We start from the raw sequence: 13342 nt of genomic DNA on the forward strand, positions 1-13342 counted from the left end.
ACCCCCCACCCCGAACTTTTAGTTCGTTTCAGAGAGGAAAGCCACCATGGCGAAGCTGAGCACCACCGAGCTGATCGACGCCTTCAAGGAGCTCACCCTTCTTGAGCTGTCCGAGTTCGTCAAGGAATTCGAGACCACCTTCGACGTGACCGCGGCCGCCCCGGCTGCCGTCGTCGCCGCCGGCCCGGGTGCCGCCGCTGCCGCGCCGGTCGAGGAGCAGGACGAGTTCGACGTCGTCCTCGAGTCCGCTGGTGAGAAGAAGATCCAGGTCATCAAGGTCGTCCGTGAGGTCGTCTCGGGCCTGGGCCTGAAGGAGGCCAAGGAGCTGGTCGAGGCCGCTCCCAAGGCCCTCCTGGAGAAGGTCGACAAGGAGGCCGCCGAGGCCGCCAAGGAGAAGCTCGAGGCCGCGGGCGCCAAGATCGCCATCAAGTGATCTCGGGCGCGTCAGCGCCTACCGCAGCACCGTCGAAGGGGCGGGCATCCACACGGATGCCCGCCCCTTCGCTGTTCGCACCCCGGCTGGCCCGAGTGCGTTTAGCCCCCTAATCGCGACGCGTAGCCACGCTAAGCACCTGAGTGCCCCAAGGGCACCGGATCGCGTTTAGCCCGCTAAAGGCGCTTCGGGAGGCCGGGGCGGAGGGGGCCGGGGGTGCGCGGACGGGAGGGGGTTGACCTGCGTTTAGCCCCCTAATCGCGACACGAAACCGCCCCGACCTGGGAACGGGCCGAGTTGTGGATCTGCGCTGTGGGGTGACGTGCACTACGGTGCCGCTAGCGGTGCACGGGCCGGAGCGGGCTGCGCGAAAAGTTACCCGCGGGTCTGGCCAGAAAAGAAAACTGGTGAGTAACCTGTTCGCACTCAGCTCGTTGCACCTGGTTGACGCGGGTATCGCTGCGCGGACGCATGCGCCCTCCCGAGCCAGTGGGACGGGAAGGCAGTGCGCGACGACGCGGAACAGCTCCTGGAGGTGCGATGGGTGCCGAGGTGGTCATCGAAGGTCTGAGCAAGTCCTTCGGTAAGCAGGCCATCTGGCGGGACGTCACGCTGACCCTGCCTCCGGGCGAGGTTTCGGCGATGCTCGGTCCGTCCGGAACCGGTAAGTCCGTCTTCTTGAAGTCGATGATCGGTCTGCTCAAGCCCGACAAGGGCCGGTGCATGATCAACGGCGTCGACATCGTGACGTGCTCCGAACACCAGCTCTACGAGGTGCGCAAGCTCTTCGGCGTCCTTTTCCAGGACGGCGCGCTCTTCGGCTCGATGAACCTCTACGACAACGTGGCGTTCCCCCTGCGGGAGCACACGAAGAAGTCGGAGACCGAGGTCCGCCGGATCGTGCTCGAGAAGCTCGAGATGACCGGTCTCAACGGCGCCGACAAGAAGCTGCCCGGCGAGATCTCCGGCGGTATGCGCAAGCGCGCCGGCCTCGCCCGCGCCCTGGTGCTGGACCCGCAGATCATCCTGGTCGACGAGCCGGACTCCGGCCTCGACCCGGTCCGCACCACCTACATCTCCCAGCTCTTCCTGGACGTCAACGCGCAGATCGACGCGACGTTCCTGATCGTCACGCACAACATCAACCTCGCCCGCACCGTCCCGGACAACCTGGGCATGCTCTTCCGCAAGGAACTGGTCATGTTCGGTCCGCGCGAGGTGCTACTGACCAGCGAGGAGCCGGTCGTCAAGCAGTTCCTCAACGGCAAGATGGACGGCCCCATCGGCATGAGCGAGGAAAAGGACTCGGCCCAGCTCGCCGCCGAGCGCGCCATGTTCGAGGCCGGTCACCACTCGGGCGGTGTCGAGGACGTCAGCGGGGTGCCGCCGCAGATGCAGCCGACGCCCGGCGTGCCGACGCGGATGGGCGCGGTCCGCCGCAAGGACCGCGTCATGCAGATCCTCGGCGGTCTCCCGCACGAAGCCCAGCAGAGCATCATCGAGTCGCTCTCCCCGGAGGAGCAGCAGCACTACGGCGTCCGCCCGCAGCGCCTCGCCGCCGCGGGACACCGTTCACAGCAGAGTGACGGCTCCATGCCGAACCACCACCAGGGGCAGCTGCCCGACGACCAGGTCGCCTCCATCCCGCATCCGGGGAGACCGGGCAACCACCGCATGCGGCCACATGATCCGGGGTCAGGTGGCGCGTGAGCTCTCCCGCTTCATCGGCGAAGATTCCCGGCATCGGCATGTTGCGCGAGACCGGGAACCTGTTCGCTCTCGGCCTCGACATCGTTCGTGGCATCTTCCAGCGCCCGTTCCAGCTGCGGGAGTTCATCCAGCAGGCCTGGTTCATCGCGAGCGTCACGATCCTGCCGACGGCGCTCGTCGCGATCCCGTTCGGCGCGGTCATCTCGCTGCAGTTCGGTTCGCTCGCCCGCCAGCTCGGCGCCCAGTCCTACACGGGCGCCGGGTCGGTGCTCGCCACCGTGCAGCAGGCCAGTCCGCTGGTCACCGCGCTGCTGGTCGCGGGCGCCGGCGGTAGCGCCGTCTGCGCCGACATCGGCGCGCGGACGATCCGTGAAGAGATCGACGCCATGGAGGTGCTCGGCGTCTCCGCGGTGCAGCGGCTGATCGTGCCGCGCGTGCTCGCGATGATGCTGGTGGCGCTCCTGCTGAACGGCATGGTCAGCGTCATCGGCGTGCTCGGCGGCTACTTCTTCAACGTCGTCCTCCAGGGCGGGACGCCGGGCGCGTACCTGGCGAGCTTCTCCGCACTGGCCCAGCTTCCCGACCTCTGGGTCGGCGAGCTGAAGGCGCTGATCTTCGGCTTCATCGCCGCGGTCGTCGCCTCCTACCGGGGACTGAACCCGTCCGGCGGCCCGAAGGGCGTCGGGGACGCGGTGAACCAGGCTGTGGTCATCACGTTCCTCATGCTGTTCGTGGTGAACTTCGTGATCACGCTGATCTACCTGCAGATCGTGCCCGGAAAGCTGGACTGACGCATGACCTTCCTCCAGGGCGCCAAGCGGATCGCCAACCGTCCTTTGCAGACACTGGACAACCTCGGCGACCAGATGTCCTTCTACGGCCGCGCTTTGCTGTGGACGCCGCGGACATTGCGCCGCTACATGAAAGAGGTCCTGCGGTTGCTGGCCGAGGTGAGCTTCGGTTCCGGCTCGCTCGCGGTCATCGGCGGCACGGTCGGCGTGATGGTCGGCCTGACGCTGTTCACCGGTGTCCTCGTCGGCCTTCAGGGCTACTCGGCGCTGAACTCGATCGGCACCTCGGCCTTCACCGGGTTCCTGACCGCGTTCTTCAACACCCGTGAGATCGCGCCGCTGGTCGCGGGCCTCGCGCTGTCGGCGACGGTCGGCGCCGGGTTCACCGCCCAGCTGGGCGCGATGCGGATCTCCGAGGAGATCGACGCGCTCGAGGTCATGGGCGTGCCGAGCCTGCCGTACCTGGTGACCACGCGGATCATCGCCGGTTTCGTCGCGGTCATCCCGCTGTACGTCATCGGCCTGCTGAGTTCGTATCTGGCGTCCCGGTTGGTCGTTATCTACATCTACAACCAGTCAGCGGGTACCTACGACCATTACTTCGACCTCTTCCTACCTCCACAGGATGTGCTCTATTCGTTCATCAAGGTGCTGTTGTTCAGCGTCTTGATCATCCTGTCCCATTGCTATTTCGGTTACCGGGCCACCGGTGGCCCGGCCGGTGTCGGTGTGGCCGTCGGCAAGGCGGTCCGGCTGAGCATCGTCACGGTGTCCGTCATGAACTTCTTCATCGGTTTCGCGATCTGGGGAACCGACGTCACGGTGAGGATCGCAGGATGATCGCGACAGTCCGGCGGAGGCTGCTGGGCCTGCTGCTTGTCGCCGTGCTCATCGGCGGAGTGGCGCTGAGCATCGCGCTGTACGAAAAGGCGTTCACCCCCGTGGTGAGTGTGAAGCTCCAGTCGAGCAGCATCGGGAACCAGCTGCTGAAGCAGTCCGACGTGAAGGTCCGCGGTCTCATCGTCGGTTCGGTGAAGGACATCGCCGCGACGCCGGACGGCGCCGAACTCACGCTCGCGCTGAATCCGGAGTCGGCGAAACTGATCCCCCAGAACGTTTCCGCGCGATTCCTGCCGAAGACGTTGTTCGGTGAGCGTTTCGTTTCCCTCGAAATCCCGGACGCCCCTTCGGTGAAGACGATCGCCGAGGGCGACGTGATCACCCAGGACCGCACGTCCAGCGCGGTCGAACTGGAGCAGGCCTTCGCCCATCTGATGCCGGTGCTCCAGGCCGTCCAGCCGCAGAAGCTTTCGAGCACGCTCTCGGCGATCTCCACCGCGCTCAACGGCCGCGGTGACCAGCTCGGCGACACCCTCGCCCAGCTCGGCACGTACGTCGGCGACCTGAACCCGCACGAGCCCCAGCTCCAGCGGAACCTCAAGGAGCTGGCGGAGTTCTCGGACAACCTCAACGCCGTCGCCCCGGATCTGGTGCAGACCTTGGACAACCTGAGCACCACCACGCGCACCGTGGTGGACCAGAAGCTGAACCTGCAGAACCTCTACGGCAGCGTCACCCAGGCTTCGGTCGATCTGCAGACCTTCCTGCAGAACAACGGCGACAACCTCATCCGTCTCGCCGACAGCGCCCGCCCGACGGCGGAACTGCTGGCGAAGTACGCGCCGGAGTACCCGTGCGTGATCGGGCAGATGGCCGACGTCCTGCCGAAGATCGACCAGGCGCTGGGCAAGGGCACCAACCGGCCCGGTCTGCACGCGACCATCGAGATCACCGTCAACCGCGGCCCGTACCTGCCCGGCAAGGACGAGCCGAAGTTCGAGGACAAACGCGGCCCGCGCTGCTACGACCTCAAGCAGTTCCCGGACCCGTTCCCGCAGGACCCGCCGGACGGCCCGATCCAGGACGGCACCACGCACAAGGCCCCCGCCCGGTCGACCAACGACGGTCTCTCGCCGTCCAACAACTTCGCGAACTTCGGCGGTTACAACGGCAACGGCGGCGGCGCGCCCGCCGGTAACCCGACCTTCAGCACGTCGGAGTCGGACTTCCTCGCGCAGCTGGTCGCCCCGCAGGTCGGCATGTCCGCCTCGGACGTGCCCGGCTGGGGCTCGCTGCTCGTCGGTCCGCTCTACCGGGGAGCGGAGGTGCACGTCCGATGACTGGAATGGGAGTTGCTCCCCTTGTCGAAAAGGTGATCGACACGCGCGCGTTCTGGCCGGAGGCCTCGCTATCGCGGAGGCAGGCCGCCCTTTCCGCGCGACCGCCGGTTGTGGCTGGTAGGCGCGGCCTGGCTGCGCGATCGCGATCGCGCGCAGACGGGGGGAAGGCATGAGGGGTTTGCTCGCACCGCTGATCAAGCTCTGCGCCTTCGTCGTGGTCACCGTGCTGTTCACGACGATCCTCGGGATCAGCATCGCCAACATCAACACCACCAGCACCACCGCCTACAAGGCGCGCTTCAGCGACGCGACCCTGGTGCTGCCCAACGACGACGTCCGCATCGCCGGCGTCCGGGTCGGGCAGGTCAAGGAGGTCCGCATCGTCGACCGGCGCCAGGCCGAGATCGAGTTCGAGGTGGACGCCGGCCGCAAACTGCCCGCCGGGGTGACCGCGCAGATCAAGTTCCGGAACCTGGTCGGCCAGCGCTACCTTTCGCTCGGGCAGGGCACCGACTCCTCCGGCAAGACGCTGGCACCGGGTGGGAACATCCCGCTGGAGCGGACCACGCCGGCGCTCGATCTGACGCAGCTGTTCAACGGGTTCAAGCCGCTGTTCACCGCGCTCAACCCGGACGACATCAACAAGCTGTCCTACGAGGTCATCCAGGTCCTGCAGGGTGAAGGCGGCACGATCGAAAGCCTGCTGCAGCACACCGCGTCGCTGGCGACCACGATCTCCGACAAGGACCAGGTGATCGGTGAGGTCATCGACAACCTGAACTCGGTGCTCGACACGGTCAACGCGCATACGCCGCAGCTGAACGACCTGATCGTCAAACTGCAGCAGCTGGTCTCCGGGCTGGCCGCGGACCGCGAGCCGATCGGCGACGCCATCGACTCGCTCGGGAATCTGGCGCAGACGACGTCCGGGCTGCTCGGCGAAGCCCGCGAGCCGCTCAAGCAGGACATCGCGGCGCTCGGCACGCTGACGAAGAACCTCAACGACAGCCAGCCGATCATCGAGCACTTCATCCAGTTCCTGCCGCAGAAGGTGACCGCGCTGACCCGCACCGCCGACTACGGCTCCTGGTTCAACTTCTTCGCCTGTGAACTGACAGGAGCCGTCGCCCTGCCTCCGCTGATCAACGAGCCGATCAACCTGCCGCTGCTGCCGGTCAACCGGGCGAGGTGCACGGCATGAAGTCGTTCCAGAAACGCAATCCGATCCCGATCGCGCTGGTCGGCGTTTCGGTGTTGCTGCTCGGTTTCCTCGCCGCGCTCAACTCCGAGGACCTGCCTGTGATCGGCGGTGGGACGACCTACAGCGCCGACTTCTCCGAGACTTCGGGCCTGCAGGAGGACAACGACGTCCGCGTCGCCGGGGTGAAGGTCGGCAAGGTCTCCGAGATCAAGCTCGACGGCGACAAGGTCAAGATCTCCTTCAAGGTCAAGGACGCCTGGCTGGGCGACAAGACCAGCGCGGCGATCAAGATCAAGACCGTGCTCGGCCAGAAGTACCTGGCGCTGGATCCGCAGGGGCAGCGCACGCTGGACCCGGGCGTGACCATCCCGCGTGACCGGACGATGTCGCCGTTCGACGTCATCGACGCGTTCCGCGGGCTGTCGCGGACCGTCGACGACATCGACACCACGCAGCTGGCGAAGAGCTTCGACGTCATCTCGGAGACCTTCGCCGACACCCCGGCCGACGTGAAGGGCGCACTGAGCGGCCTCTCACGCCTCTCGGACACGATCGCTTCGCGCGACACGCAGCTTTCGACCCTGCTCGCGAACACTCGGCAGGTCTCGCAGACGCTGGTCGACCGGGATGCCGAGTTCCAGAAGCTGCTCGCCGACGGCAACAAGCTGCTCGGGGAGGTGTCGCGCCGCAAGGACGCGATCTCCGCGCTGCTGGACGGTTCGCGCAACCTGGCCACCCAGCTGAAGGGCCTGGTCGACGACAACGACGCGCAGCTCGACCCGGTGCTCACCCAGCTCGACCAGCTGACCTCGATGCTGCAGCGCAACCAGGACGCCCTCGGCCAGGGCGTCGCGCGGTTCGCGCCGTTCATCCGGGTGTTCACCAACACGATCGGCAACGGCCGCTGGTTCGACAACTACATCTGCGGCCTGGTCCTCCCGTCGTTCGGGCCGATCAACGAGAAGGGGTGCTACGACAAATGAGTACCCGTCTCGGAGAAGGTCTCGCCCGCGGCTTCACCATCGCGATCGTGCTCGCGCTGGTCGTCGCCGGCGCGCTGTGGTGGACGCTCAAGGACGCCGGCCGCAACCACCTGACCGCCTACTTCGCCGGTACCGTCGGTCTTTACGAGGGCAACAGCGTCCGAATGCTCGGCGTCGACATGGGCACCATCACCAAGATCCAGCCGCAGGGCGACCAGGTCCGCGTCGATCTCGAATACGACCGTTCGGTGGCGGTGCCCGCGGACGCGAAGGCGATCATCGTGTCGCCGTCGCTGGTCAGCGACCGCTACGTCCAGCTCGCCCCGGCCTACAAGGGCGGTCCGCGGATCGAGGACGGCGCCGTCATCGGCCTCGACCGCACCGAGGTCCCCCTCGAGGTCGACGAACTCGCCGCCAGCCTTTCGCGGGTCAGCAAATCGCTCGGCCCCAACGGCGCCAACAAGAACGGTTCGCTGTCGAACCTGGTCGACACCGCCGCGAAGAACTTCGACGGCAACGGGCAGGCACTGCACGACACGATCACCAAACTCGGCCAGGCCGCGGGCACGTTGTCCGGCAACAAGGACGACCTGTTCAAGACCGTCGAGAACCTCGGCTCCTTCTCTCAGACGCTGGTGAACAGCGACTCGCAGGTCCGCGACTTCGAGCGGCAGCTCGCCGACGTCAGCGGTTTCCTCGCGGGGGAGCGGGAGAACCTCGCGGCCACGGTGAAGCAGCTGTCGGACACGCTCACCGCGGTGCAGGGGTTCATCGAGAAGAACCGCGACCGGCTCAAGTCCAATGTGGACAAGCTGGCCAGTGTGACCAAGGTGCTCGTGGACCAGCGCGGCGCGCTCGCCGAGATCCTCGACGTCGCCCCGGTCGGCCTCGGGAACCTGGTCAACACGTACAACGCCTCGTCGGGCACGCTCGACGCGCGGGCGAACCTGAACGAGCTCACCCAGCCGCCGCTGGTGATGGTGTGCAACCTGCTCAAGCAGACCCCGGAGGCGCTCGACGCGCTGGGTGACGCGTGCAAGGGGATCGCCGGGCTGGTCGACGGGCTGGTGCCGCTGCCGTCGATCGCGCAGGTGATCCAGTCCGCGCAGGCAGGCCAGCTGCCGCCGCTTCCGCTGCCCATCGCGGGACAGCTCTACGGATCGGCGGTGAAGTGATGCGCTGCAGGAAACTGGCCCTCGCGGCCGCCGGAACCGTCGCCGCGCTGACGTTGAGCGGCTGCGGGTTCAGCGGCATCTACGACATCCCGCTGCCCGGTGGCGCGGAACTCGGCGACCACCCGTACACGGTCAAGGTGCAGTTCCGGGACGTCCTGGACTTGACCCCGCAGGCCGGGGTCAAGGTCAACGAGGTGTCCATCGGCCGCGTCGAGGCGATCGGGCTGACGCAGGACGGCTGGAACGCCGAGGTCACCCTGCGGGTCAACGGGGATGTGAAGCTGCCGGCGAACGCGCTGGCCAACGTGCGGCAATCGAGCCTTCTCGGTGAGAAGTACGTCGAACTGGCCGCTCCCGTCGACGGCCAGGGCAAGCTCGCCGACAACGCGGTGATCCCGCTGGCCCGCACGAACCGCAGCGTCGAGGTCGAGGAGCTCCTCGGTGCCCTTTCGCTGCTGCTCAACGGCGGTGGCGTGGAACAGCTCAACACCATCACCAAGGAACTCAACAACGCCACGAGCGGCCGGTCGCCGGAACTCAAGGCGCTGCTGAACAACACGAACCAGCTGGTGACGAACCTGGACAAGCAGTCCGCGAACATCACGCGGGCGCTCGACGGGCTGAACCGGCTCTCCTCGACCTTGAACGGCCAGAAGGACAAGCTGGTCGGCGCGGTCGACAACCTGGGCCCCGGCCTCGGCGTGCTGGAGCAGCAGCGGGGTCAGCTGGTGACCATGCTCAACGCGCTCGACAGCCTCTCCGGCGTCGCCATCGACACGGTGAACAAGAGCAAGGAAGACCTCGTCGCGGACCTCAAGGCACTGCAGCCGACACTGCAGAAGCTCGGCGAAACCGGGGCGGATCTGCCCAAGGCGCTCGAGATCCTGCTGACCTTCCCGTTCAGCGACGCGTCCTACGACGGCGTCAAGGGCGACTACTTCAACCTGTTCGCGAAGGTCGATCTGAACCTCAAGGAGATCCTCGCGAACCTCGGCCGCAGCCGGCAGAACCCGCTCCAGGACGTCATCCCGGTGCCGGGGCTGACCGGCGGGACCGAGGGGCCGGGCGTGAACCCGCCGCTGCCGATCCCCGACAGCGTCGGCGGTACTCAGGCAGGCGGCCAGACGGGCGTGCCACAGGGCGGCGGACAGCCGCAACAGACCGGACCCGCCGGGATCTTCGGCCTGCTCTCGGGAGGTGCGGGCTGATGCTGGTCCGTAGGACGAAGCTCCAGCTGGTCGCCTTCGCGATCATTTCCGTGGTCGCCATCGTGTACGCGCTGATCCGGTTCGCCGGTCTCGGCCAGGTGTTCGGCGACGAGGGCTACACGGTCAAGCTCGAACTCAAGCAGTCGGGCGGCATCTTCCAGAACGCCGAAGTCACCTACCGCGGCTTCAACATCGGCCGCGTCGGCGAACTGCGCCTCACCAAGACGGGGCTGGAAGCCGACCTCAACCTCGCGCCGGACGCCCCGCAGGTGCCCGCCGATCTGGACGCCGTGGTCGCGAACCGGTCCGCGGTCGGCGAGCAGTTCGTCGACCTGCGGCCCAAGAGCGAGAAGGGGCCGTTCCTGAAGCCGGGTTCGGTCATCCCCGCGGACAAGGTCAAGACGCCTGTGCCCACCGAGCAGCTCATCGGTGACCTCGACAGCCTCGCGGCTTCGGTCCCGACGGACTCGCTGCGCAAGGTCGTCGACGAGTCGTACAACGCCTTCAACGGCACCGGTCCGGACCTGCAGACGCTGCTCGACACCGCGCGCAGCTTCACCACCACGGCCCAGGAGTACCTGCCGCAGACCATCCAGCTGCTGGAAAAGGGCGGGCAGGTCCTCGACACGCAGAACGACCTGGCGAGTTCGATGAAGTCGTTCAGCGCCGATCTGAACAAGCTGTCCGGCACGCTGAAGAACTCCGACGCCGACATCCGGAAGCTGATCGGGATCACCCCGCAGGTGGCGACCCAGATCAGCGAGGTGCTGGCGGAAGCGGGACCGGGGCTGGGCGCGCTGACCGCGAACCTGCTCACGACGTCGAACCTGCTGGTGACCCGGCTCGACGGGCTGGAGCAGGGCCTGGTGACCTATCCGCTGCTGGCCGCCGGCGCGAACAGCGTCGCCAAGGACGGCACCGCGCACCTGGGCCTCGCGCTCAACCTGTTCAACCCGCCTTCGTGCACCAAGGGCTACATCGGCCTCGACAAGTACCGCGAAGGCACCGACACGTCGGTTCGGCCGCCGAAGGACGACGCGTACTGCGCCGAGCCGAAGGGCAGCCCGATCAACGTGCGCGGTTCGCAGAACGTGCCGTACAACGGGGTCCCGCAGATCCCGTCGCAGGGCGAAGTCGCCGCGAACGCGGGCCGGTCGGCCGAGGAACTGGCCGCGCTGCGGGCGGCGCAGGGCATGCCGAGCGTCCTGCAGAGCCCGGGCGTCAGCCTGGCCAGCCTCGGCTCGCTGCTGGGCCTGCCCGGCTGAGCCCGAGACCGTTTACCTACCCTGGAGTGTCATGAGTTCTTCTCGATCGCGGACCCTGGTCCTGGGGGCGGCGGCGTTCGCGCTGGCGGCCTTCGTCGCCGCGGCGATCTTCGGTGTCCAGTGGGCGGTAGCCGCTTCGGACGACAACGCCGACCTGGCGCGCTCGCGGGACGACGTCGTCAAGGCGGGCGGCACCGCGATCAAGGCGTACACCGAGGTCGACTTCGAGAAGCTCGATGAGTTCTTCAACCGGCAGAAGGCCGTCTCCGACGAGAAGATGGGCCAACAGCTGGCCCAGTTGGAGCCGACCTACCGCAAGGCACTCGGCGACGCGAAGACCAAGGTCGCGACCACGATCCAGGACATCGCCGTCGAGGAACTCGACGACCACGAGGGCAAGGCGAGCTTCCTCGCCGCCATCACCACCCAGGTCACCCAGGGCGACAAGGCGAGCTCGAAGGCGCTGCGCCTGGAGGTCTCGATGACCCGGGTCGGCGATGAGTGGAAGCTGTCCGGGATCGACAACGTGCCCCTCGTCGCGGCCGGTCAGTAAGAGCGTCACCTAGAACGGAGCCTCGTAGTGCCCCCCTCCCGCCGCCAGCCCCCTCGCAGCACTCCGCCGGTGCGCCGCCCCCGGGTGGCCGGTCTGCGCCGGCCAGGCGCGTCTCCCGCCGACGAGGCTCCCGCTTCCGCCGCCGAGGTGGAGGTCGAGGTCGACGAAACGCCGGTGGCGAAGCCGGCGCCGGTTCGCCGTCCGTCGCCGCGGCCTGCTCCGCGTCCTTCGCCTGAGCCTGTCGAGGTCCCTGAGGTCGCTGTTGAACCCGAGGTTGAGCCTGAGGTGGCTGTCGTCGAGGCTCCTGAAGAGGAGCCTGTAGAGGTCGAGGAGCCTGAAGACGAGGTCGTCGCGAAGCCGAGCCCGCGGGCGAAGACCCGGGCGGTCGCCGAGGCGAAGCCGGACGACATCGAAGAGGCCGAAGCCGAGGCCGCTTCCGAGGACTCTGAGGCTTCGGAGTCTTCGGAGTCCGAGAAGAAGCCGGGCTCCCGCCAGCTGATCCTGGCGGGAGCGCTGGTCGTCGTCGGGCTGCTGCTGGCCGCGACCGCGGTGCTCTTCAAAATCCAGGCCGACGACGTGTCCAGCTCGACGGACAACACGGCGCTGCTGGACGTCGCGAAGACCGCGCAGGTCAAGGACCAGGTCGCGAAGGCGACCGAAGCGCTGTTCTCGTACGACTACAACAACATCGCGAAGACCGAGACCGCGGCGGGCGATCTGCTGGTCAACGACGATGTGCGGGCGAAGTACAACCTGCTGATGGGCGAGGTCAAGCGACTGGCCCCGCAGCAGAAGATGGTCGTGACCTGCAAGGTCACCCGCAGTGCCGTCATCCGGCTGGAAGGCGAACGGGCCGACGTGATGGTGTTCGTCGACCAGAGCTCGACGCGGGCCGACACGAACAAGACCACCGCCGGGAGCGCGCAGCTGCATTTGAACGCGGAGCTGCAGGGCGACAAGTGGAAGATCACGGCGATGAACACCTACGCCGCTCCGCCCAACCCGGCGGCCTCCCCGGCCCCGCCCGCCTCCCCGGCCCCCTCCAAGTAGCGACCTGCGTTTAGCCCCCTAATCGCGATCCGGTCAGCCCCGCTCGGTCCGGTCCGTGAAGGCCTCCTTGAGGGACCCTGAGTCCCTCAAGGAGGCCTTCACGGCTTTCCGCCCCCTCCGTGACCGCCACGTCGCCTTTAGCGGGCTAAACGCGATCCGGACGGGCGGGAGCGCCGGTGCCGCATCGGGGTCGGGTCGGTAGTGAGTGGCGAGTTCCTCGGCTGAGCCGCGGGGCCTTCACGCGCAAGCACCGTGCTTGCACAGGGCCCGACGCGGCGACCCGAACCGCCACTCACACCCCCAGCCCCCGCCACCTCCCCTCCAGCCCCAGGACGCGTCGCGTTTAGCCCCCTAAACGCGATCTGAGCCCCTCCCTGTGTGCCGCACCAACGAACCCACCGGCCACAGCCGCCACAGGCCCCCACGGGCCTCAGAGCGCCCCGCCCCCGACCCGGTGACTCTCCGGTACACCCCGCCGGACGGGTCGCGATTTGCCCGCTAAACGCAGGTCGGCGCCCCAACGCCGTCACCTGCGGGTACCGGTCGGTAACCAGGATGATCGTCCTGTGAAGGCCCCTGCGCGGGACCTCTTCCACGCTGCGCCAACCGGCGGGACCACCGCGCGGCATCTTGACTCAGAGCCCCTGTGGGGTCACGCTTACTGCCAACGGTGAGAACCGGCGGCGCCCTTGCGGGAGGGATAGCCACGGGGAGGCCGAGGAGAGGCATACCTGAAGACGTTGCGACGCAGGCTGGGCCCCGTCAGGAGCGCCCCCTGGACATACCGTGACGT

The 13342-nt window shown here is 67.4% G+C and carries 12 protein-coding genes; all 12 read left to right on the forward strand.

Translation table 11 applies throughout. The features are described from left to right. The first annotated feature begins 46 nt into the window (after window positions 1-46). The 12 genes from rplL to ACLJPX_RS33455 all read left to right on the forward strand — a co-directional run bounded on the left by rplL (window position 47) and on the right by ACLJPX_RS33455 (window position 12549). Window positions 47-433 carry a 50S ribosomal protein L7/L12 gene (gene rplL, locus ACLJPX_RS33400; RefSeq protein ID WP_101612140.1) on the forward strand — a complete coding sequence of 129 codons (387 nt, stop codon included), beginning with the start codon at window positions 47-49 and terminating at the stop codon, window positions 431-433. Between the two features lie 540 nt (window positions 434-973). Continuing rightward, a complete protein-coding gene (locus ACLJPX_RS33405) occupies window positions 974-2143 on the forward strand; it encodes an ABC transporter ATP-binding protein (protein WP_410604410.1) in 1170 nt (389 codons plus the stop codon). A gap of 38 nt (window positions 2144-2181) precedes the next feature. Further along, a complete protein-coding gene (locus tag ACLJPX_RS33410; protein WP_101612142.1) occupies window positions 2182-2934 on the forward strand; it encodes an MlaE family ABC transporter permease in 753 nt (250 codons plus the stop codon). A gap of 3 nt (window positions 2935-2937) precedes the next feature. After that, window positions 2938-3774, forward strand: coding sequence for an MlaE family ABC transporter permease (locus ACLJPX_RS33415; protein ID WP_101612143.1), 837 nt, complete (start codon window positions 2938-2940; stop codon window positions 3772-3774). Continuing rightward, window positions 3771-5114: an MCE family protein gene (locus ACLJPX_RS33420; RefSeq protein WP_410604411.1), complete on the forward strand. Its 1344-nt coding sequence runs from the start codon at window positions 3771-3773 to the stop codon at window positions 5112-5114. Before ACLJPX_RS33415 ends, ACLJPX_RS33420 begins: the two co-directional genes overlap by 4 nt. 169 nt (window positions 5115-5283) lie before the next feature. Continuing rightward, entirely contained in the window at window positions 5284-6315 is a 1032-nt protein-coding gene (locus tag ACLJPX_RS33425) for an MCE family protein (RefSeq protein WP_410604412.1), read from the forward strand. After that, window positions 6312-7298 carry an MCE family protein gene (locus tag ACLJPX_RS33430; RefSeq protein WP_410604413.1) on the forward strand — a complete coding sequence of 329 codons (987 nt, stop codon included), beginning with the start codon at window positions 6312-6314 and terminating at the stop codon, window positions 7296-7298. Before ACLJPX_RS33425 ends, ACLJPX_RS33430 begins: the two co-directional genes overlap by 4 nt. Beyond that, the gene (locus tag ACLJPX_RS33435) at window positions 7295-8473 is read left to right on the forward strand and encodes an MCE family protein (protein ID WP_410604414.1); all 1179 of its coding nucleotides are present in this window, start codon (window positions 7295-7297) and stop codon (window positions 8471-8473) included. Before ACLJPX_RS33430 ends, ACLJPX_RS33435 begins: the two co-directional genes overlap by 4 nt. After that, on the forward strand, window positions 8473-9681 hold the full coding sequence (locus ACLJPX_RS33440) for an MCE family protein (RefSeq protein ID WP_410604415.1): 1209 nt from the start codon (window positions 8473-8475) through the stop codon (window positions 9679-9681). The genes ACLJPX_RS33435 and ACLJPX_RS33440 overlap by 1 nt, the downstream gene beginning before the upstream one ends. After that, window positions 9681-10946, forward strand: coding sequence for an MCE family protein (locus ACLJPX_RS33445; RefSeq protein WP_410604416.1), 1266 nt, complete (start codon window positions 9681-9683; stop codon window positions 10944-10946). Before ACLJPX_RS33440 ends, ACLJPX_RS33445 begins: the two co-directional genes overlap by 1 nt. Window positions 10947-10977: 31 nt before the next feature. Further along, window positions 10978-11499 carry a hypothetical protein gene (locus ACLJPX_RS33450; protein ID WP_410604417.1) on the forward strand — a complete coding sequence of 174 codons (522 nt, stop codon included), beginning with the start codon at window positions 10978-10980 and terminating at the stop codon, window positions 11497-11499. 84 nt (window positions 11500-11583) lie between these two features. Continuing rightward, the gene (locus ACLJPX_RS33455; protein ID WP_410604607.1) at window positions 11584-12549 is read left to right on the forward strand and encodes a hypothetical protein; all 966 of its coding nucleotides are present in this window, start codon (window positions 11584-11586) and stop codon (window positions 12547-12549) included. Window positions 12550-13342: the final 793 nt, after the last annotated feature.

This window comes from Amycolatopsis sp. lyj-90 (genome assembly GCF_046549035.1).
Taxonomy (GTDB): Bacteria; Actinomycetota; Actinomycetes; order Mycobacteriales; family Pseudonocardiaceae; genus Amycolatopsis.